The following is a 21,468-nucleotide window of genomic DNA, read 5'->3' on the forward strand; positions in this document are numbered from 1 at the left end:
GAAAAGCATCCTTTTAATAATTTAAAAGATGCTTTTCTATTCAAATAACACTTAGGTTTTTATTAAGCTCCAAATTGCGTTAAATGATGATCTAAATGTTTGTAAAAAGAATTATTCCATTCATTAATAGATAATTTACCAAAAGAGTGTGATTCTTTTCCATCGAAATACTGCTCACCTAACTCTTGAGTCTTATTTATAAAGTCTATTAAACGTTTTTTTTCTGTTTCAAACTCACGTTTATCTACAATTATAAACTGTGGTGCCGTTCTACCATTTTTAGCAAAAGGTGTTTCATTTACTACCGCTTTTTTTACAAACATCTTAAGCATCATTCTAACAAAAGCGTTTGGTCTTGGGTGTTTATCAGTATAAATCATTTCATAAGCAACACAACAATGCGCTAACATTTCAGATACAGACATTTTTCCCCAATTTGGTTGACTTGTTGGCGTTAATTGCTCTATTCTATTAATTACTTCGTTGGTAATTTCTTTCTTAAAAACATTCTTCATTTTATGATTTTTTTGCTAATAAAATAATATCTGAAATATGTGTATAAATTACAATTGGCACAATTACACCTCCTAACAATATGGTAGGGAAATACGTAATTGCTGTATTCGGCACACTGTAACCAAATTTTTGATATAACATTTCTTGTGATAAAAATCCATTAGTTAAAATAAATAGGATAAATATTAATCCCAAAATATTCCATCCTAACAATAGTTTTCTATTTACATTTTTGTATTTCATCCAAATTAATAATAAAATAGACGTTACACCTGGAATAATATCAAAATTCCAACCTTTAAATGTCATTTCCATTGGTATTAATTCTCTAATTGCAAATTGAAACAATAGTAACTCAACCGGAAAACGAACAATATGCACCGCTATACTCCATCGTATATCTCTATTTTTATAAAATTTATTTCTAATTAAATACACTATAAATAATGCCGGTGGTATAATTACAAACGGAAATTTTGAAAACATATCACTATCCTTATAATCATAAAAACCATTATAAGCTAGTATGCAAATAAGCAAAGACCAACCTAATATTATAGGAAGTGTATTCTTTTTTATTTGATTAGATTTTACAAATGCAAAAATTACGTAAGCTGTTATTATTAAAAAAGAAATTGAGATGTAAAGTGGTAAATCTGGAGTCATGATTTTAATATTTTAGATCAAAAATACAATTGCTTGTTTTATTAAAACTTGTCAAATGACAAGAAAGTTTTACTTAATGTAAAATTTTAAATAACAATTCTTTTAAAATATCTTTATGAGATTGGTTTGCTCCTACCCCTTTACTTTTAACATCTGCTTCTCTTAACAAACCTATTATTTGCGACACTTTTCGCATCGGATAGTTTTTTGCGGCAGAACTATAATCGTCTACAAAATACGGATTTACTCCTAAATTTTTAGCTACTGATGCTTTTGATTTATCTTTTAAACCATGATACATTAATAGCTGTGTAAAAAAACTATTAAGCAATGAAATACTCATTACTAGCGGATTATTCTTTGGGTTTTGAGCAAAATAATTTATAATCCTATTCGCTTTTACCACATCTTTTTGTCCGACAGCTTTACGCAATTCGAAATTATTAAAATCTTTAGAAATTCCAATATTTTCTTCAATATGCTTATCGGAAATAATGGTGTCTTTTGGTAAAACTGAAGTAAGCTTATCTAATTCGTTCGAAATTTTACTTAAATCAGTACCTAAAAACTCAACTAACATTTGTGAAGCTTTTGGCTCTATATTATACTTTTTTCCACCTAAAACTCTGCGAATCCAATCAGCAACTTGATTTTCATACAACTTCTTACTCTCGTAAATCAGTCCGTTTTTAGCAATTGTTTTGTATGATTTTTTTCGCTTATCTAACTTTTTGTATTTATAATTAAACACCAAAACGGTTGTTAACTGCGGATTTGCAGCATAGGCTTCAATCTTATCAATTGTACGACTTAAATCTTGCGCTTCTTTTACAATTATCACCTGTTTATCCGCCATCATCGGATAACGTTTTGCAGACGACATAATCTCATCTATCGAAACATCACGACCATACATTACCACTTGATTAAATCCTTTTTCAGATTCGTCAAGTACATTTGCTTCAATATAATCTGATATTTTATCAATATAATAAGGCTCCTCTCCCATTAAAAAATAAATAGGTTTTAAGTTCCCTCCTTTTATATCGGATATGATAGATTTAATTTCGTTCATTTTGTTACTTTTGAATTATGCAAAAACTCAATCTTCCTAGCTATACATTCAAGCTCAAAAGTAACGAAAATAAGACGCTTATTTTTGATAAATGGAGAAAAAAATACTTGGTATTAACTCCAGAAGAATGGGTACGTCAACATTTTGTACAGTTTTTAATTGATGAAAAAAAATATCCTGTTTCGTTAATTGCTCTTGAAAAACAACTAACCATAAACAACTTAAAAAAACGTACAGATATTGTAATTTTTTCTTCGGATGGAACGCCAAATATTATTGTAGAATGTAAGGCTCCGAAAATTAAAATAGGGCAAGATACTTTTGATCAAATTGCCCGTTATAATTTAAAACTAGATGCCAATTACTTAGTTGTTACCAACGGATTGCAGCATTATTTTTGTAAGCTTGATAAAGAAAATGAAACCTATATCTTTTTAAAAGAAATCCCTGATTATCAATAATTTATTTCATGAAACCAAACTTAACCTTAGAGTTGATTGAAATAATCAAAAATGATGAGTGGATGCTCAACATCTTAAAAACTGTTAGGAGTTTGAATCTTCCTGATTGTTGGATTGGTGCCGGTTTTATTAGAAATAAAGTTTGGGATTATAAACATCATAAAACTAGAACCTCTTTAAATGATATTGATCTTATTTATTTCAATGCCAAAAATTGCTCGCCAAAGATAGATATATTGCTTGAACAAAAATTGAATAATATTAATTCAACAGTAAATTGGTCTGTAAAAAACCAAGCGCGTATGCATATTCGTAATAAGCAGCCTCATTATAATAACTGTTACCATGCTGTTTCTTTTTGGCCAGAAACAGCAACTGCTATTGCTGTAAAACTAAATATAGATAACACATTTCAAATTATTGCTCCACATGGTTTAGAAGATTTATTCAATCTTATTGTAAAACCAACCCCACATTTTGATTTAGAAATATACCATAAAAGAATTAAAAATAAATCTTGGCAAAACAATTGGCCTAAACTACATATTTTTTACGCATAAAAAATAATATTAATAACGTAAATTCGCACTCTTGAAAACAGCAATCGTTATATTAAATTGGAATGGTAAACAGTTATTAGAACAATTTTTACCATCGGTCGTAAATTTTAGCTCGCAAGAAGCCGAAGTTTATGTTGCCGATAATGCTTCGACTGATGATTCTATTCAATTTATCAAGCAAAATTATCCTACTGTAAAAATTGTAAAAAACAGTATTAACGGTGGTTATGCAAAAGGGTATAATGATGCTTTACAACATATTGATGCCGATATTTATTGTTTGGTAAATTCGGATATTGAAGTTACAAAAAACTGGTTAACTCCTATTTTAAGCACTTTTAAAAAAGAAGAAAACACAGCTATTATTCAGCCTAAGATTTTAGATTTTAAAAATAAATCGAAATTTGAATATGCGGGTGCTGGTGGCGGATTTATAGATTTATATGGCTATCCGTATTGTCGCGGACGTATTTTTAATCATCTAGAAACTGACAACGGACAGTTTAATGATATTGCTGATATTTTTTGGGCATCGGGTGCTTGTTTGTTTATCCGCTCTAAAATATATCACCAACTAGGTGGTTTTGATGAAGATTATTTTGCACACCAAGAAGAGATTGATTTATGTTGGCGCGCAAAAAACAAAGGTTTTGATATTAAATATGTAGGTACCTCAACGGTGTATCATGTTGGTGGTGCAACCTTAGAGGCTGTAAATCCGAAAAAAACGTATTTAAATTTTAGAAATAGTTTATTAAACTTGTTAAAAAACGTACCAACTGCTAACGTTTTTATTCTTATTTTTTCTCGATTAGTTTTAGACGGAATTGCGGGTGTAAAATTTTTGATTGAACTAAAACCGATGCATACAATTGCAATTATAAAAGCGCATTTTAGTTTTTACGCAAACTTTTTTAAGTTTTTAAAGAAAAGACAAAAACTGCAACAAAAATCAAACTACAACAAACACACTTCTGTTGTTTGGCAGTGTTATGCTTTAGGTAGAACTCAATTTAATGAACTGAAATAAAAGTATTCTTACTCCCCGTAATTAAAGACTCTTAAACTAAATTGGTTTAATTTCGATTTATATAATGATTGCCTTGTAGGATGTGATTCCGAAATAAATTCGGAATGACGTTCATATAAATTAAAAGTTACTTGCACGAGTTAAAATTCGTAAAACTGAACTTGTTGTTCTTTCGAATTTCAGATTGATGTTATATCGGAATAACATTACTAAAAACTACGTTAAATAAAATACCAAAACTTTATAAAATAGCTTAGCCCCGATTGTAGCATTTGTTTGAGCTCCTCGCAGAGAGCGAGTGCGGAAAGCGGGAAATTGCTTCTAATAAAAAAGAGTATTCTTAAGTGATGGAATTGTTTATAAAATATCTAAACTTCCTTTTCCTTCTCTAATTACTTCTGGCGATCCGTTTGTTAAATCTATAATTGTTGATGCATAATTATCTCCAAAACCGCCATCAACCACAAGATCTACTTTAGTTTGCCATTTTTCAAAAATCAATTCAGGGTCGGTTGTGTACTCAATAACCTCATCTTCATCATGAATAGATGTTGATACGATTGGGTTGCCTAAAGCTGCCACAATTGTACGGGCAATATTATTATCTGGCACACGAATACCTACCGTTTTACGTTTTTTAAACACTTTTGGTAAAGAATTACTCCCTGGCAAAATAAAAGTATAAGGTCCTGGTAAGGCTCTTTTTAAAATTTTAAAAGTAGCGGTATCAATTTGTTTTACATAATCTGATAGGTGACTTAAATCGTTGCAAATAAAAGAAAAGTTGGCTTTTTCTAGCTTTACGCCTTTTATTTTTGCAATTTTTTCTAACGCTTTTGTATTGGTAATATCACAGCCTAATCCGTACACTGTATCCGTTGGATAAATAACCAAACCTCCATTTTGTAAAACTTTTACTATTTTATCAATTTCCTTAGGGTTTGGATTGTCGTTGTACAGTTTTATGAATTGTGCCATGTCTTAAAAATTATCAAAATCGAAATCGTCTATATTTTCGAAACTTGTAAAATTATCATTAAAATCGTCGTCTAAGTCTGTAGAAGTATCAGCTTTAAACTCTTTTTCGGGTGCTTCATCAGGAATTTCACCAACGGTTAAAATTATTTTAGACTCTGTAATTATTTCATCAGATTGCTCAACAATTTCAACATAAAACGTCCACATTTGTAAAAAATCATACACGTAAATTAGCTTGTCGTTTATACTTGGTAAGATTTCTTTTAAAACACAGGTTGCCATTGATACTTCTTCGCCAGCTTCTGCCATATTAAATAGCGGAATTTCTTCGCCCTGGTTCCAATCTTCATCGGTACGATAAAAAGAAGCCATTTCTTGTCCGTTAAAACCAAACGATTTGGCAATATCAAAATGTAAATCTTCTAATGATTTTGCTTCGTTAAAAACCAGTGTTCTAATAACATCTTCTTTAGTATCTAATATTACACGTACTTTATACATTGTATCATTTTTAGTCGTCACAAAAATACGTATTTTTGAATGATAATTTTTAATTAAATGAACAAGCAACAATCTTTAGCAATACTTAATAGTTACAACAAAAATACTTTAATGGAAACTCTTGAAATTGAGTTTACTGAAGTTGGTGATGATTTTTTAACCGCAAAAATGCCTGTAAACTCAAAAGTACATCAACCTTACGGAATTTTACATGGCGGCGCAACGGCTGCCTTGGCAGAAACTGTAGGTAGCTCTGCTTCGGCTTTTTTTTTAAATGATTCGACTAAAATTGTTAAAGGAATAGAACTAAGTATTAATCATCTAAAAAGTAAAAAAGAAGGAGTAATTTTTGCTACAGCAAGAGCGATACATCAAGGCAAAACGACTCATTTATGGGAGGTTAAAATTGTTGATGAACAAAATAACTTGATCTCTTTGTGTAAAATTACCAACATTGTTTTAGATAAAAAATAATTAAAAAAAACTTAGCTTGGATATATTTTTAAGAATAGCAAAAACGCTAGAAAACAACCTTCCGTTTGTAGTGTATCGCAAACCAAACTCTACTATTTTAAAAGGATGGTTTCAAAAAAACAATACTTTATATACTTCTGATAACTACACAGAAAGTGGCTTTATTTTTGCGCCTTTTGATGCTAAAAATGATGTTATTCTACTACCTAAAAATCAATCTTTTTTTGAGGAACAAAAAATTAATTTAGACCTTAAAATTGATGATAATACTATTTTTACAACTGATAACTCATCCGAAGAAAAACATTGCAACCTCGTTAAAAAAGGAATTGAAGCGATAAATAATCACCTGTTTAAAAAAGTAGTTTTATCAAGAAAAGAAACTGTAAATATTACCGATTTTAATGCCACTAAAACCTTAAAAAAGCTTCTTATAAATTATCCGAATGCCTTTACTTACTTATGGTTTCATCCTAAAGTTGGATTGTGGGCAGGAGCAACTCCTGAGACTCTAGTTAAAATTGAAAATAATCGTTTTAAAACAATGTCGTTAGCAGGCACACAAGTTTTTAACGATTCTGAAACTGTTTCTTGGCAACCTAAAGAAATTGAAGAACAACAATTTGTTACTGATTATATTACTGATAAACTTTCGACCATCTGTAAAAAAACAGAAAAAAGTAATGCAGAAACCATAAAAGCTGGTAATTTACTCCATTTAAGAACGCTTATAACTGGAGAAATAGCTACTGAAAATTCTGTTTTAATACAAAAACTACATCCAACTCCTGCTGTTTGCGGATTACCTTTAGAGCCTTCAAAAGAATTTATTTTAAAATCGGAAGATTATGACAGAGGTTATTACACCGGTTTTTTAGGTGAATTAAATATAGCTGTAAACGATAAAAACACCTCTGAGCTTTTTGTAAATTTAAGATGTATGGAAATTAAAAAAAATACTGCTTATATCTTTGTTGGTGGCGGTATTACCAAAGAAAGCAATCCTAAAAAGGAATGGAAAGAAACCGTTGCCAAAACAAAAACTATGAAAAAAGTTTTATAAAAGGGAAAAACACCTTATATAAAAAAGATTTTCCTTGTATTTAAATCATCTTACTGAAAACCAGTGCTTGTTTGGTTATATATGAGTTTATTAAAACTTGACTATATGAAAGAAAAACTACTAAAAACAAACAACTATCATCTTAAATTAAACAGTAAAGTTGGTCGAATTTTAACACAAAAACAACTTACCGAACTTACTTTTAAAAATATAAACGAGTCAAAAGGGCTTTTAAAATAAAAAACATCAATCTTAAAAGATTGATGCTTTTCTGTGTAAATTGAATTTGAATTGATTTTACTAGTATTAACCGAAACACAAATATCATTTGTGTTTTAGTTTATACTTGCAGTTTTTCTTCTGCTTAAATATCGTCAAAAGAAACGTCTGTAAAACTTTCTGCCGAAGTTTCATTTACCACTTCTTCTTTCTTGTAATCTTTCTGATGACGCTCACTAATTACTTCAGATCCTTTTTCGTTTACAATAAAATCTGTTGCTTTATTTAACATCTCTTTAAAGTCAGAAAAATCTTCTTTATATAAATAAATTTTATGTTTTTGATAATGAAAAGATCCATCATCATGTGTAAATTTTTTACTTTCAGTTACTGTTAAATAGTAATCGTCAGCCTTTGTAGATCTTACATCAAAAAAATAAGTTCTTCTTCCGGCTCTTAAAACTTGTGAAAAAATTTCTTCTTGTTCAACTCTTTCTCTCTCGCTCATAGTTCGTTTCTTAAATAATAATTGTTTACTTAAAATTGCTCAACAAATCTAACAAAATAATTGATTTGGCAATACGAAACACTACATTTCTTTTTCTAAAAGTTGTTGTTCGTACAACTCTTTATAATAACCATTAACCGCTATTAATTGATTATGAACACCTTGCTGAACAACCTTTCCTTCATCCATAACAATAATTTTGTCTGCATTTTTTGCTGATGAAACTCGGTGACTTATTATAATTGTTGTTTTATCGCTAGAAACTTTTTCTAAATTCGAAAGAATTTGCTCTTCTGTTTCGGTATCTACAGCTGATAAACAATCGTCGAAAATTAATATTTTAGGATCTTTAATAATTGCTCTTGCAATAGACGTTCGTTGTTTTTGTCCGCCAGATAAGGTAACTCCTCTTTCACCTAAAATAGTTTTGTATCCTTCTTTAAAATCGATAATATTTTCGTGAATTACGGCATTTTTAGCTGCTTTTATAATTTCATCTTCCGTTGCATTTTCTTTTCCGAACTTTATATTATTTTGTATCGTGTCTGAAAACAAGAAAGGATCTTGAGGCACAAAACCTATTTGATTTCTTACATCGTATAAATTACAGTCTTTAATATTTTTTCCATCAATTAACACCGCTCCATTCGTAACATCATACAAACGTGAAATTAAATTTATAATGGTTGATTTACCGCTACCTGTTTTACCTAAAATAGCCAAAGTTTCTCCTTTATTAATCTTTAAATCTACATCTTTTAAAGCCGTAATATTAGTGTCATCGTAAGTTAATGACACTTTTTTAAATTCAATTTCTCCCTGAATACTTGTGGTACTATCTGTAGTATTTTTTATTTCAGGAATTTGCTCTAAAAACTCATTAATTCGTTGTTGCGAAGCTTCTGCTTGTTGCACCATAGATGTTACCCAACCTACTACTGCTACTGGCCAAGTAAGAATATTTACATACATTACAAACGCACCAATGGCTCCTAATTGAATTTCGCCAGCAATATATTGCTTCCCTCCTATATACAATACAATTATATTGCTAATTCCTATTAATAAAATCATTAAAGGAAAAAACAAGGCTTGTACCTTATATAAGTCAATATTTTTCTCCTTGCTTTTATCTGCAATTTCATCAAAAGAAGCAATTACCTCGCTTTCTATTGCATGCGATTTAACTACATTTATTCCTGAAAAGTATTCTTGATTAAATGTGGTTAATTTTGATAAATATTGCTGTACAATTGTACTTCGTTTGTTAATTTGCTTACTCAACACAAAAATAGAAACCGATAAAATAGGAAACGGTATCATAGTATATAAGGTAAGCTTTGGCGAAATTGCATACATTTGAGAAAAACCAATAACGAAAGAAATTAACATATTTAAAGTATACATTATTGCAGGCCCAAAATACATACGTACTTTAGATACATCTTCGCTAATACGATTCATTAAATCGCCCGTTCTATTTTTTTTATAAAAGTTGATTGATAATCGTTGATATTGCTGATATATTTCATTTTTTAAATCAAACTCTATTAATCGAGACATTACAATAATAGTTTGTCGCATTAAAAAAGTAAAAAAACCACCCAATAAGGTTACTCCTACAATTAGTAAAATATTGTTTAACAAAACTGTTTTTACCTCAGATATATCTGTTATTTTTTTCAACTGATAATCTTCAACAACATTTAACGAATCGCCAACTAAATCAGGAATTTTAAGCGTAAGTATTTTAGCCAATATTGTAATTAATACCCCTAATAATAATCGCCATTTATATTTTAAAAAGTATTTATTAAGATATTTTAATGCTTTCAATGGTAAAAATATTTTTAGTTAAATTTCGCTATTCACAAGGGCTTCATGTTAAAGATAACATAATTAAGACCTCTTTTTTTGCTTATGATTTAACGATTTCTTACTTTTGTGCTCGAATTTTTGTGATTATTAAAACAATCGCGAATTAAAAAACAAAACAAATGACATCAGAAATCATTGATACTAAAGACCTTAAAAACGACCCTGTATTTGGTCAATTATCTTTCGACAATCACGAACAAATCGTTTTTTGTAACGACGAAGATACTGGTTTAAAAGCAATAATTGGTATTCATAATACAACTTTAGGACCTGCTTTAGGAGGTACTAGAATGTGGCAATATAAAAGTGAATGGGATGCTCTTAATGACGTATTACGTTTATCTCGTGGTATGACATATAAATCGGCAATTACAGGTTTAAACCTTGGTGGTGGTAAAGCTGTTATTATTGGTGATGCAAAAACTCAAAAAAATGACGCTTTAATGCGTAAATTCGGTGAATATGTAAACTCTTTAAGTGGAAGATACATTACTGCTGAAGATATTGGTATGGAAACTCGCGACATGGATGTTATTAGAGAGGTTACACCTCATGTAACTGGTGTTTCTGAAGCAATCGGAGGATCTGGAAATCCATCACCTGTAACTGCTTACGGTGTTTATATGGGTATGAAAGCTGCTGCTAAATATCGTTTCGGTACCGAAAACTTAGATGGTAAAAAAGTACTAGTTCAAGGTGTTGGTCATGTTGGCGAAACTTTAGTAAAACATATTACTGATGAAGGTGCTCAAGTTATTTTAAATGATATTAACGAAGCTCGTTTAGAAGAATTAAGTAAAAAATACGGTGCTAACGTAGTATTAGGTAATGATATTTATGGTTTAGATATAGATATTTATGCTCCTTGTGCTTTAGGTGCAACTGTAAATGACGAAAGTATTGCTCAATTAAAAGCTAAAGTTATTGCTGGTGCAGCAAATAACCAATTAGCTGATGAGTTAAAACATGGTAGACTATTAAGAGAAAAAGGTATTGCTTATGCTCCTGATTTTTTAATTAACGCTGGTGGAATTATAAATGTATATGCTGAAATTGCTGGTTACGACAAAGCGGAAAGCTTAAAAAGAACCGAAAATATTTATAACACAACCTTAGATATTTTTAACTTAGCCGATAAAGAAAACATAACAACACATCAAGCTGCTTTTAATATTGCACAAGCAAGAATTGATGCTCGTAAAAAAGAGCAAAATAGCTAGATAAAAAATAAAAAAGTTTTACTTTTGCAGAGCGTTAGAAATAATTTCTATCGCTCTTTTTTTTAAAGTTCTTTAAAATGATTAACAGAAGACATATTCGAGTTAAAGTAATGCAGTCGGTTTATGCAATGCTACAATCGCAAAGTGATGATATTGTAAAAGAAGAAAAGTTCTTAAAACATAGCATTGAAAAAATGTATGATTTATATGTACTTAATCTTCAATTACTAGTTGAAGTTCAAAAATTAGCTCATAAGAGAACAGAACTATCTAAAAAGAAAATATTAGCTACCAAAGAAGAGTTAAATCCTAACACTAAATTTATTAACAATAAACTTATCAATCTACTTAACGAAAGTGTTAGTTTAGAAGGATATGTTGAGCTTAATAAACTTAACTATTGGAAACTTGACAACGAGTATGTAAAAATTATTTTAGATGAATTACTAAATAGTGATTTGTATAAAAAATACATGAGTACTGCTGATGATTCTTATCAGGTAGACAAAACTTTTGTTGTTGATTTTTTTAAACAAATTGTTGCACCTAACGAAAAACTAGCAGATTATTTTGAAGATAAAATGATTTCTTGGGTAGATGACATTCCGTTTGTAAACACTTGGATTGTTAAATCTTTAAACAAGCAAAAACCTCAAAACCCGTTTATTTTAGGAAGTTTGTATAAGGATAGCGAAGACAAACAGTTTGTTTCTAATTTATTTACAAAAACAGTACTAAATCAACACAAATATCAAGAAGATATTATTGATAAAACTCCTAACTGGGAAGCTGATAGAATTGCAGGAATTGATATGATTATTATTAAAATGGCAATTACTGAGTTTTTACACTTCCCTTCAATTCCAACAAGAGTTAGTATTAATGAATATATTGAAGTAGCAAAAGACTACTCTACAAACAAAAGTGGGTATTTTATCAACGGTGTTTTAGATAAATTATCAAAAGATTATTTAGCCGAAAATAAGATGGTGAAAATAGGTAGAGGTTTATTATAAAAAATTATTATTTTTACGAAAATTAAATCAAAATATTTTAAAATGAAGAAAATAGCAGTAGCAATTGCATTTATACTTTCAACAGGAATGTTAGTTTCTTGTGGACAAGGAAATGCATCATCTAAAGTAAATAAAGAAAATGTGGTAAATGCAGAAAAAAGAGATTCTTCTATTAGTGCAGGTTCTGCCTCTATTTCTTTTGATAAAGAAGAGTATAATTTTGGAACAGTTAACGAAGGTGAAGTTGTAAAAACTACCTTTACAGTAACCAACTCTGGTAAAACTGATTTAGTAATTACAAATGCAAAAGCTAGCTGTGGATGTACAGTACCTGTATGGCCTAAAAAACCTATTGCTCCTGGAAAAACTGGAGAAATACAAGTTAGTTTTAACACCAACGGAAAACCAAACAGACAATCTAAATCAATTACTTTAACTACAAATACTGAAAAAGGTAGAGAAGTAATTAAAATTACTGGTATGGTAACTCCTAAAAAGAAAGCCGTATAATGTTTACAACCATTTTTTTACAAGCTAGTACACAAGAAAGCATTATGAACATGTTGCCTTTTGTTGCAATGATTGGTGTTTTTTATTTTTTGATTATTCGTCCACAAATGAAACGTCAAAAAAATGAAAAGAAATTTCAAACCACCGTTAAAAAAGGAATAAAAGTAGTTACAAGTAGTGGTATTCATGGTAAAATTGTTGAAATTAATGATAATGACAACACTATTATTATTGAAACTGGTGCGGGTAAAATTAAGTTTGAACGCTCAGCTATTTCAATGGAATTAAGCAAAAAATACAATACAGAAACTAAAAAATAAGTACTGTATTTATTATAAAAAAGAGAGCTAATAAGCTCTCTTTTTTGTTTTTTATGTAGATTGCATTATATATTATAATTACAAATTGAAAAAAACTTTTAACATTCCTAAAACCTTTTTTGGTTTTTTATTCGCTTCCATTTTCTTTTGGATGCTTATAAACCTGTCAAAAGAATACACCACAGAAATTAATATTGATGTAGTGTATACCAACTTATCTATTGAAAAAACCATAATTAATACACCTATAAAAAACATTCCTTTACTTGTAAAAGGAAGTGGTTTTAAATTAATTTCTACCAGTTTAACCAATAGTGCTATAAAATTAAATTTAGAAAAACTGAGTAATAAATCTGCTACCAATTACTTTTTTTTAACTAAAAAATTACACTCAGAGGTACAACATCAATTAAAATCGGGAATAAAATTAATTAGTATTCAAAGAGATAGTATCCCTATTCAAATAGGTATTTTACACTCAAAAAAAGTCCCTTTAAAAACCGATTTAGATATTACTTTTCAACTCGGGCACGATTTATCAACACCAATTACAATAAAACCTAACACAGTATTAATTTCAGGAGAGAAATCTTTGTTAGACGAAATTGAATTTTTAAGTTTAGAAGCAATCAATTTAAATAACGTTTCTGAAAACACTAAACTAGAAGCTACAATTGTTATACCTAAAAGTATCAAAACAAATATTACTTCGGCAGAAATAAATATTATTGTTGATAAATTTACTGAAGGAGAAATAGAAGTACCTATTTTAGTAAAAAACGCTCCGAAAGAGATAAATATATTTCCTAAAAAAGTAAAAATAATATACAAAGTAGGTTTAAAAAAATTTAACAAAATAAACATCAATTCTTTTAAAATAGAATGTGATTACAAACAATCTAAAATTAACGACGATTCGTTTTTAACACCCAAATTAACAAAATTACCAGACTCGGTTAATATTGTTAGAATGGTTCCTAAAAAGATAGATTTTTTAATACACAAATAATGGTAATAGGTTTAACAGGCGGTATTGGTAGCGGAAAATCAACTATTGTAAAAATGTTTACGAAATTTAAAAACATTGCTATTTATATTGCTGATGATGAGGCTAAAAAATTAATGAACTCTTCTCTTAAAATTAAAGCTCAACTAATTTCTGAATTTGGCAATAAAACTTATGTTAACAACAAACTTAACAAACCTTACTTAGCTAATATTGTTTTTAACGACAAACAAAAGTTAACAATTTTAAATACTATTGTACATCCTGTTGTAAATGACCATTTTAAAGATTTTATCTCTAAAAACACTGATAAAGATTACATTTTATATGAAAATGCTATTTTATTTGAAAATGGAAGCAATATTTTTTGTGATAAAATAATTACTGTAACTGCTCCTAAAAACATCAGAATTCAACGTGTTTTAAAAAGAGACAATTCAACGATTGCTGCTGTTGAAAGTAGAATTAAAAATCAATGGAATGAGACTAAAAAAACATTACAATCAAATTATATTATTGAAAACAGTACACTTTCTAAATCCAAAACCCAAACGTTACGAATTCATAATATTTTAACAAATAAATCTAAATAACTTATCGTTTATTAAATTTATTTGTTAAAATTATCTTAATTTTTCAGTAACTTTGTTAATCTAAGTTAAAAGCGAATACCTCTTCGCTTTAATAATTTATTTTTGAACGATGGGTAAAAAAATATTTATTCTTATTGTTGTTTTAATGAGTATTTCTTTAATCGGAATTATATCTGTTCAGGTATATTGGATAAAAGATGCGATTAAAAACAAGCAGCAACAATTTGACAATAATGTAAAAATTGCATTAGCGCGAACATCTGAAAAGATTAAAGATAGAGAGTACGCTGAATTTATTCAAAACAATCAAGAATTTCTTAATGATAGAAAGTTTGTTTCTAAAGCAGAAATAAACACTTACCTATTTCAGCAGATAGACACTACTAATAAAAGAAAATTTACATTTGGTACAACTCTTTTAGCTGAGAGTATAAAAATGCCAAGCGATTTTGTAAACAATGATTCTGTTATCGTTAAGCGCTATACGGGTAAACAAGATTTTTATTCATCACAAATAATTAAATCTACCAATAAAGATTTTAACTCTTTTATAGAAGAAAACAGTTTTTCAACCATAAAAACTTACCCACAGTTTAATAGACGACTTACTGAAGATATATTGCTTCAGCGTAATAAAATTTATCCTATAAACGAACGCATAAGTAATCAAGAATTAAACAACACGATAAGAGAAGAGTTAGGTAAAATGAATATAACTCAAAATTTTAAATATTGTGTATATGAAGATGGTTTAGCTACTCAATTAAAATCTGGTTATTTCAACACGCAACCAAACGACGCGTATCATACTTTATTTCCAGACGATAATGGTACAAGTAAATACAAGTTATATGTAAAATTTCCTAACGAGCGTAAAAACTTATTATCAGGAATGATGAAGATCTTAGGATTATCATTACTTTTTATTGGTATTATTATTGCTGCTTTTTCAGCATCTTTATATCAATTAATTCGACAAAAAAGAATTTCTGAAATAAAAACAGATTTTATTAACAACATGACGCACGAGTTTAAAACACCTATTGCTACCATTAATTTAGCTTTAGATGCTATTAAAAACCCTAAAATTATAACCGATAAAGAAAAGGTGCAGCGTTATGTACAAATGATTAGAGAAGAGAATAAACGCATGCACGGGCAAGTAGAAAATGTATTACGAATTTCTAGATTAGAAAAAAATCAGATAGATCTTAGTAAGGATGCTACCGATATGCACGACACTATAGAAGAAGCTATTGAACATATACAATTATTAGTAGATGATAAAAAAGGAAGCGTAACATCGCATTTTAAAGCTATATCTACAGAAGTACTTGGAAACCAGTTTCATCTAACAAACATTATTGTAAACATGCTAGAAAATGCTTTAAAATATTCAAGCGAAGCGCCTAAAATAGATGTTTACACAGAAAACACAAATAAATACTTTATCTTTAAAATAAAAGACGAAGGAATTGGAATGAGTAGAAATGCTCAAAAATATGTTTTTAATAAATTTTACAGAGAACATAAAGGGAATATACATAACGTAAAAGGTCATGGTTTAGGATTAGCTTATGTAAAAGAAATAATAGACAACCACCAAGGAACCGTTCATGTTGAAAGTGAAAAAGGCAAAGGGAGCTTATTCACAGTAAAATTACCATTAATATAAAATTAAAAAAATGGGAAGTAAAAAAATACTATTAGTAGAAGACGATCCGAATTTCGGAACAGTACTTAAAGATTATTTAGCATTAAACGATTACAATGTAACACATGCTAAAGACGGGATAGACGGATTAATCATGTTTAAAAATGGAGAATATGATTTATGTATTTTAGATGTGATGATGCCTCGTAAAGATGGTTTTTCATTAGCGCAAGACATCCGTGTAACAAACAAAGAAGTGCCTATTATTTTTTTAACCGCTAAAACTTTAAAAGAAGACGTTTTAAGAGGTTATCAAGTTGGTGCAGACGATTATTTAAATAAACCTTTCGATTCTGAAGTTTTATTACATAAAATAAAAGCCATTTTACAACGTAAAGAAAACGAAAAATCGAGTGATTCTGATGAGTTTGAATTTAAAATAGGAAAATTCGATTTTAATTCAAAACTGCGTCACCTTTCTTTTAACGGAGAAGAAGCTCAAAAACTTTCTCCAAAAGAAAGTAAGTTATTACGCATGTTAGCCGTTCATAAAAACGATTTAATGCCTCGTGAATTGGCATTAACTAAAATTTGGAGAGATGACAATTACTTTACCTCTCGTAGTATGGATGTTTATATTGCTAAACTTAGAAAATATTTAAAGAGCGATGAAGGAGTTGAAATTCTTAATATTCATGGTGAGGGCTTTAGATTAATTGAAAAAGCGTAGAAAGGTCTTATTTTAAAATAGTTATACTTTTTTCAAAAAAAACTCAGAATTAAACCACTAGACACTATCCTATAAATTTACACAATTTATAGGATAGTGTCATTTATAACTTATTTTTTAATTTTGAAATTTCAATTATCAAAGTTGACACCTCTTGATATGCTAACCCTGTATAGCAGCAAAACGCAAATAAGTCCTTTACTTTCCGTAATCTTGATCGATTGAATTCATATTTTTAAAGCTTAGCTAATTCTTCAACTGATAGATAAATAATTTTAGTTTTATACTTCTTATTCTTATATAAATTAAAAGGGTCTCGCTGTAAATATCATCTACATCAAAATCTTCTGATGAAATTTGAAGCAATAAAAAAGCCTCATTAATCTTCTGACTAATAAGGCTCAAATGTGTATTGGTAATATTGTTTTGTTTATTGGGAGGTTTAGCTAACTGCTGTTTACTATTCCAATAATCAGGGTTTACAAAAAGACCTGTAGAAAATTGTCTTCTAGTTTTTAAAAATGTTAACCTACATTTTACAGGGCATTGATTTTTTTTATTCAATTTCATCTTATCAAGATAAAAAAGAACACTTAATTTAAATTGATTCATAATTTTTAATTTTGGGGTACTTTTGATAAAAGTGGGGTACTTTTAGAATACCTTAAGAAGGCATATATTAATTAAATTGTAAGTTTATTGAAATATTAAAAAGACTACTAAAACACACTACAAGCACTACAAAACCTATAAAAACAAAAAAACCTCACTATTTCTAGTGAAGCTTTAAGTGAGCCCGATAGGATTCGAACCTATGACCGCCTCCTTAGAAGGGAGGTGCTCTATCCAGCTGAGCTACGAGCCCGTAGTTTTTATGTTTCTACGAAAACAGTGTCGGGGTGGCAGGATTCGAACCTGCGACCTCCTCGTCCCAAACGAGGCGCGATGACCGGGCTACGCTACACCCCGAGTGCAATTTTTATTGCGGAGAGACAGGGACTCGAACCCTGGCGACAGTCACCCGTCGACAGATTAGCAATCTGCTCCATTACCACTCTGGCACCTCTCCTAATTAAAAACCCTTAAAACTAAGAGTTAAAAATTGCGAGTGCAAATATACAACTGGATATTTATTTTCACAAGCTTTTTTAATAAAAAAATATCTTAATCTGGATACTCAACACGTAAGTGATAGATACTCATTAACTTATTCTTAATAATTTTTTTTATTTTTTCTATTTCTCTAAACGTAATATCTGAATTTGTAAACTGATTTTCATTTTTTTGCTTATCTACAATCTTATCTATTAAATCATCGATGGATTGTGCTGTTGGATTTTTTAAACTTTTAGACGCCGCTTCGGCTGCATCACACATCATTAAAATAGCTGTTTCTTTCGAAAATGGAATTGGCCCTTGATATTGAAATTTCTTAATATTAACGTCTGGATTATTTTCTAACTCTTGTTTATAAAAATAATACACAACACTTGTTCCGTGATGTGTTCTTATAAAATCGATAATTCTATCTGGCAACTTATTTTTCTTTGCTATTTCAATTCCTTTTATAACATGATCTAAAATTATACGCGCACTATCTCTTGGTGACAAATCGTTATGCGGATTTACATTGGTATGCTGATTTTCTATAAAATACATTGGATTTGCCATTTTACCAATATCATGATACAAAGCTCCTGTTCTTACCAACATCGAATTAGCTCCTATTTCATTTGCTGCGGCTTCGGCTAAATTTGCAACTTGCATTGAATGCTGAAAAGTTCCTGGTGCTTTTTCGTTTAAATCTCTTAATAGTTTTGAGTTTGTATTTGATAATTCTAACAGCGTAACATCAGAAACTAAGTTGAATAGTTTTTCATAAAAATAAATAAAAAATACGGCTAAGAATGATAACAATCCGTTCGCGGCAAATAATCCGAAGTACATCCAATTTATTTTATCTGCATTCCCTTCTTTTAAAATAGAAAAAGCAAAATAAGTAATCATATAAATTAATGTAATTTGCCCTATCGAAATAAACAAATTAGCTCTTTTATACAATTCCGAAACCGTCAATATCGTTACAATACCCGCAATAATATGTAAATAAATAAATTCAAAACTATTTGGCACTATAAAACCTAATAACAGCACTGTTAACACGTGCGTAAACAAGCCTAATCTGGCATCAAAAAAAGCTTTTAAAATAATTGGCAAAATACTTAACGGAACCACATACAGGTATTCTGAATTGTATTTAACAACTAATGTTTGCACAAAAATCATTAAAAAAACATTGAAAAAAATAAAGGTTACTTTATTATTATCATTAAATATTTCAAAACGATATTTTTGAAGAAAAAGCAATAACATTAGCAAAGCCAAAGCGACCAATAATGTGTATCCGAAAACAATCCAATAATAGTTAGATTTTGACCAAAGTTGCGAGCTTGATGCCTTTTCGTATGATTTTAAAACATTAAACTTCCTCCCCTCTACAATATCTCCCTTAAGAATTATTAACTCTCCTTTTGATACCTTTCCTTTTGCAAAAGAAATATTCTTTAACGCCTCATTTAACTCCTTACTACTGTACTTTGTATCAAAAACAACATTAGGCTTAAGTACTTCTGACAAATAGCTTAAAAGCGTGTTTTTAACACCAATACTAACCTCTTTTGTATTATCTGAAATGATTTTTAAAATATCTTTAGATTGTACTAATTTTGAAAAAGAGATATCATCTATCGAATTTCCTTTTCGTAAAACAATTAACTCTTCATTATTTGCTCTAGCAACACTTTCTTCATCTAAAAATCCGTACTTATATATTTTTTTTATAATAGTTCTTCCTTGCTTATTTAAAAGTTCTATATCGTTAACCGATAAAGATTTTGAAGAAACCATTTTGATTTTATATAAATTTAAAACCTCGTTTTCAACTTCTTCATCGTAAACAAAGTATTTTTTTACACTAGACTCTATTTCTTGTGTTTCTGCTGTTACTTCTTCTGATGTTTTTTGAATCGCAAAATCAAACGGAGCGTAAAAATTATCGTACTGCCAAGGTTTTCCTTGCGGATAATCATATTTAAACTGACCTCCTTTTGGAAATAAATACACGATAGATACTACGGTAATTAAAAACAATAAGACCTTATAAATAATCGCATTATTTTTATATAACTTATTAATAAAACTGCTCATTTTTTATATTTAAAAATGTAAATATAACCTTTCTCTATTATTTGAGTACTTGTTATAAAATGGTTATTTTCGCAAAAGAAATCTTAACACAATATACCCAAATATATGAAAGAAGTAGTAATTGTATCGGTTGCAAGAACACCAATTGGTAGTTTTTTAGGAACTTTATCAACTACACCTGCACCAAAATTAGGTGCTGTAGCTATTAAAGGTGCTTTAGATAAAATTAACTTAAAACCAGAAATGGTTGAAGAAGTTTTTATGGGAAATGTAGTTTCTGCAGGAGTTGGTCAAGCACCAGCTCGTCAAGCAGCTATTTTTGCTGGAATACCAAACACAGTACCATGTACTACAGTAAATAAAGTTTGTTCTTCTGGTATGAAATCTATCATGTTAGCGGCTCAAACAATTGCTTTAGGCGATGCCGAAATCGTTGTAGCTGGTGGTATGGAAAACATGAGTATGATTCCTCATTACCAACACGCAAGAACAGGATCTAAATTTGGCCCTGTAAAAATGGAAGACGGTATGCAAAAAGACGGCTTAGTTGATGCTTACGAAAAAGTAGCAATGGGAGTTTGTGCTGATGAATGTGCCGATGAATATAATTTTTCTAGAGAAGATCAAGATGCATTTGCTATCGAATCATACAACAGATCATCAAAAGCTTGGAGCGAAGGTAAATTTGCTGATGAAATTGTACCGGTAGAAATACCTCAACGTCGTGGAGAACCTATTATTTTTTCTGAAGACGAAGAATATAAAAACGTAAAAATGGAAAAAATTCCTGCTTTACGTGCTGCTTTTACAAAAGAAGGAACTGTAACGGCTGCAAACGCATCTACAATTAATGATGGTGGAGCTGCCTTAGTTTTAATGTCTGCTGAAAAAGCTGCAGAATTAAACTTAACTCCTTTAGCTAAAATTACAGGATATGCAGATGCTGCTCACGAACCAAAATGGTTTACAACTGCGCCAGCAAAAGCATTACCTAAAGCTTTAGCAAAAGCAGGAATTGAAATTAACGATGTAGATTATTTCGAATTAAACGAAGCGTTTTCTGTAGTTGGATTGGCAAATATGAAAATATTAGGTTTATCTGCTGATAAAGTAAATGTAAATGGAGGTGCAGTATCATTAGGACATCCATTAGGTGTTTCTGGTGCACGAATTATCATCGCTTTAACATCAATCCTAAAACAAAACAACGCTAAAATAGGAGCTGCTGGTATTTGTAACGGTGGTGGTGGTGCTAGTGCAATGGTAATTGAAAGAGTTTAATT

The 21,468-nt window shown here is 29.6% G+C and carries 24 protein-coding genes and 3 tRNA genes; 15 read left to right on the forward strand and 12 right to left on the reverse strand.

The window, feature by feature from the left end; genetic code table 11:
* Window positions 1-62 precede the first annotated feature (62 nt).
* From ACN5J5_RS01780 to holA, 3 genes are all read right to left on the reverse strand, one after another.
* Entirely contained in the window at window positions 63-515 is a 453-nt protein-coding gene (locus ACN5J5_RS01780; RefSeq protein WP_418645646.1) for a DUF1569 domain-containing protein, read from the reverse strand.
* Window position 516: 1 nt separating this feature from the next.
* A complete protein-coding gene (locus ACN5J5_RS01785; RefSeq protein ID WP_418645647.1) occupies window positions 517-1,182 on the reverse strand; it encodes a hypothetical protein in 666 nt (221 codons plus the stop codon).
* Between the two features lie 73 nt (window positions 1,183-1,255).
* Window positions 1,256-2,257, reverse strand: coding sequence for a DNA polymerase III subunit delta (gene holA / locus ACN5J5_RS01790; RefSeq protein WP_418645648.1), 1,002 nt, complete (start codon window positions 2,255-2,257; stop codon window positions 1,256-1,258).
* A gap of 17 nt (window positions 2,258-2,274) precedes the next feature.
* Between holA and ACN5J5_RS01795 the strand changes: the two genes are divergently transcribed.
* The 3 genes from ACN5J5_RS01795 to ACN5J5_RS01805 are packed head-to-tail and all read left to right on the forward strand — an operon-like array spanning window position 2,275 to window position 4,308.
* The gene (locus tag ACN5J5_RS01795; RefSeq protein ID WP_418645649.1) at window positions 2,275-2,718 is read left to right on the forward strand and encodes a type I restriction enzyme HsdR N-terminal domain-containing protein; all 444 of its coding nucleotides are present in this window, start codon (window positions 2,275-2,277) and stop codon (window positions 2,716-2,718) included.
* A gap of 8 nt (window positions 2,719-2,726) precedes the next feature.
* Entirely contained in the window at window positions 2,727-3,278 is a 552-nt protein-coding gene (locus ACN5J5_RS01800) for a nucleotidyltransferase family protein (RefSeq protein WP_418645650.1), read from the forward strand.
* A gap of 31 nt (window positions 3,279-3,309) precedes the next feature.
* Window positions 3,310-4,308, forward strand: a complete 999-nt coding sequence (locus ACN5J5_RS01805; protein ID WP_418645651.1) for a glycosyltransferase family 2 protein — start codon at window positions 3,310-3,312, stop codon at window positions 4,306-4,308.
* A gap of 357 nt (window positions 4,309-4,665) precedes the next feature.
* Here the strand turns inward: ACN5J5_RS01805 and ACN5J5_RS01810 are convergent, their stop codons facing one another.
* Both ACN5J5_RS01810 and ACN5J5_RS01815 read right to left on the reverse strand, forming a co-directional pair.
* Window positions 4,666-5,286 (reverse strand): L-threonylcarbamoyladenylate synthase, encoded by a 621-nt coding sequence (locus ACN5J5_RS01810; RefSeq protein WP_418645652.1) that lies wholly within the window; start codon window positions 5,284-5,286, stop codon window positions 4,666-4,668.
* Window positions 5,287-5,289: 3 nt separating this feature from the next.
* Window positions 5,290-5,787 (reverse strand): IS1096 element passenger TnpR family protein, encoded by a 498-nt coding sequence (locus ACN5J5_RS01815; protein ID WP_418645653.1) that lies wholly within the window; start codon window positions 5,785-5,787, stop codon window positions 5,290-5,292.
* 57 nt (window positions 5,788-5,844) lie between these two features.
* Here ACN5J5_RS01815 and ACN5J5_RS01820 point away from each other — a divergent pair, with 57 nt between their 5' ends.
* From ACN5J5_RS01820 to ACN5J5_RS01830, 3 genes are all read left to right on the forward strand, one after another.
* A complete protein-coding gene (locus ACN5J5_RS01820) occupies window positions 5,845-6,261 on the forward strand; it encodes a PaaI family thioesterase (RefSeq protein WP_418645654.1) in 417 nt (138 codons plus the stop codon).
* Between the two features lie 16 nt (window positions 6,262-6,277).
* Window positions 6,278-7,324, forward strand: coding sequence for a chorismate-binding protein (locus ACN5J5_RS01825; protein ID WP_418645655.1), 1,047 nt, complete (start codon window positions 6,278-6,280; stop codon window positions 7,322-7,324).
* Window positions 7,325-7,429: 105 nt separating this feature from the next.
* Window positions 7,430-7,564 carry a hypothetical protein gene (locus tag ACN5J5_RS01830; protein ID WP_418645656.1) on the forward strand — a complete coding sequence of 45 codons (135 nt, stop codon included), beginning with the start codon at window positions 7,430-7,432 and terminating at the stop codon, window positions 7,562-7,564.
* A 124-nt stretch (window positions 7,565-7,688) separates the two neighbouring features.
* On the opposite strand, the gene ACN5J5_RS01835 is transcribed toward ACN5J5_RS01830, so the two are convergent.
* Both ACN5J5_RS01835 and ACN5J5_RS01840 read right to left on the reverse strand, forming a co-directional pair.
* Window positions 7,689-8,051 carry a PUR family DNA/RNA-binding protein gene (locus tag ACN5J5_RS01835; RefSeq protein WP_418645657.1) on the reverse strand — a complete coding sequence of 121 codons (363 nt, stop codon included), beginning with the start codon at window positions 8,049-8,051 and terminating at the stop codon, window positions 7,689-7,691.
* Window positions 8,052-8,132: 81 nt separating this feature from the next.
* The gene (locus ACN5J5_RS01840; RefSeq protein WP_418645658.1) at window positions 8,133-9,887 is read right to left on the reverse strand and encodes an ABC transporter ATP-binding protein; all 1,755 of its coding nucleotides are present in this window, start codon (window positions 9,885-9,887) and stop codon (window positions 8,133-8,135) included.
* A 161-nt stretch (window positions 9,888-10,048) separates the two neighbouring features.
* Here ACN5J5_RS01840 and ACN5J5_RS01845 point away from each other — a divergent pair, with 161 nt between their 5' ends.
* From ACN5J5_RS01845 to ACN5J5_RS01880, 8 genes are all read left to right on the forward strand, one after another.
* A complete protein-coding gene (locus ACN5J5_RS01845) occupies window positions 10,049-11,149 on the forward strand; it encodes a Glu/Leu/Phe/Val family dehydrogenase (RefSeq protein ID WP_418645659.1) in 1,101 nt (366 codons plus the stop codon).
* Window positions 11,150-11,226: 77 nt separating this feature from the next.
* Entirely contained in the window at window positions 11,227-12,165 is a 939-nt protein-coding gene (nusB, locus tag ACN5J5_RS01850; protein ID WP_418645660.1) for a transcription antitermination factor NusB, read from the forward strand.
* 42 nt (window positions 12,166-12,207) lie between these two features.
* The gene (locus ACN5J5_RS01855; protein WP_418645661.1) at window positions 12,208-12,675 is read left to right on the forward strand and encodes a DUF1573 domain-containing protein; all 468 of its coding nucleotides are present in this window, start codon (window positions 12,208-12,210) and stop codon (window positions 12,673-12,675) included.
* On the forward strand, window positions 12,675-12,995 hold the full coding sequence (gene yajC, locus ACN5J5_RS01860; RefSeq protein ID WP_418645662.1) for a preprotein translocase subunit YajC: 321 nt from the start codon (window positions 12,675-12,677) through the stop codon (window positions 12,993-12,995). Before ACN5J5_RS01855 ends, yajC begins: the two co-directional genes overlap by 1 nt.
* Before the next feature lie 85 nt (window positions 12,996-13,080).
* Window positions 13,081-14,004, forward strand: a complete 924-nt coding sequence (locus ACN5J5_RS01865; RefSeq protein WP_418645663.1) for a CdaR family protein — start codon at window positions 13,081-13,083, stop codon at window positions 14,002-14,004.
* Window positions 14,004-14,594 (forward strand): dephospho-CoA kinase, encoded by a 591-nt coding sequence (gene coaE / locus ACN5J5_RS01870; RefSeq protein ID WP_418645664.1) that lies wholly within the window; start codon window positions 14,004-14,006, stop codon window positions 14,592-14,594. Before ACN5J5_RS01865 ends, coaE begins: the two co-directional genes overlap by 1 nt.
* Window positions 14,595-14,703: 109 nt before the next feature.
* Window positions 14,704-16,269 carry a sensor histidine kinase gene (locus ACN5J5_RS01875; RefSeq protein WP_418645665.1) on the forward strand — a complete coding sequence of 522 codons (1,566 nt, stop codon included), beginning with the start codon at window positions 14,704-14,706 and terminating at the stop codon, window positions 16,267-16,269.
* Window positions 16,270-16,279: 10 nt separating this feature from the next.
* Window positions 16,280-16,978 (forward strand): response regulator transcription factor, encoded by a 699-nt coding sequence (locus ACN5J5_RS01880; RefSeq protein ID WP_418645666.1) that lies wholly within the window; start codon window positions 16,280-16,282, stop codon window positions 16,976-16,978.
* Between the two features lie 246 nt (window positions 16,979-17,224).
* Here ACN5J5_RS01880 and ACN5J5_RS01885 read toward each other — a convergent pair whose 3' ends face one another.
* The 5 genes from ACN5J5_RS01885 to ACN5J5_RS01905 all read right to left on the reverse strand — a co-directional run bounded on the left by ACN5J5_RS01885 (window position 17,225) and on the right by ACN5J5_RS01905 (window position 20,185).
* A complete protein-coding gene (locus ACN5J5_RS01885) occupies window positions 17,225-17,590 on the reverse strand; it encodes an Arm DNA-binding domain-containing protein (RefSeq protein WP_418645667.1) in 366 nt (121 codons plus the stop codon).
* Window positions 17,591-17,769: 179 nt separating this feature from the next.
* A tRNA-Arg gene (locus ACN5J5_RS01890) sits at window positions 17,770-17,843 on the reverse strand.
* Window positions 17,844-17,872: 29 nt separating this feature from the next.
* Window positions 17,873-17,947, reverse strand: a tRNA-Pro gene (locus tag ACN5J5_RS01895).
* Window positions 17,948-17,963: 16 nt separating this feature from the next.
* A tRNA-Ser gene (locus tag ACN5J5_RS01900) sits at window positions 17,964-18,047 on the reverse strand.
* 95 nt (window positions 18,048-18,142) lie between these two features.
* Window positions 18,143-20,185 (reverse strand): HD family phosphohydrolase, encoded by a 2,043-nt coding sequence (locus ACN5J5_RS01905; protein ID WP_418645668.1) that lies wholly within the window; start codon window positions 20,183-20,185, stop codon window positions 18,143-18,145.
* Window positions 20,186-20,290: 105 nt separating this feature from the next.
* Between ACN5J5_RS01905 and ACN5J5_RS01910 the strand changes: the two genes are divergently transcribed.
* Window positions 20,291-21,466 (forward strand): acetyl-CoA C-acyltransferase, encoded by a 1,176-nt coding sequence (locus ACN5J5_RS01910; protein ID WP_418645669.1) that lies wholly within the window; start codon window positions 20,291-20,293, stop codon window positions 21,464-21,466.
* The last annotated feature ends 2 nt before the right edge of the window (window positions 21,467-21,468 follow it).

The organism is Tenacibaculum insulae (assembly GCF_964512435.1).
Taxonomy (GTDB): Bacteria; Bacteroidota; Bacteroidia; order Flavobacteriales; family Flavobacteriaceae; genus Polaribacter; species Polaribacter insulae_A.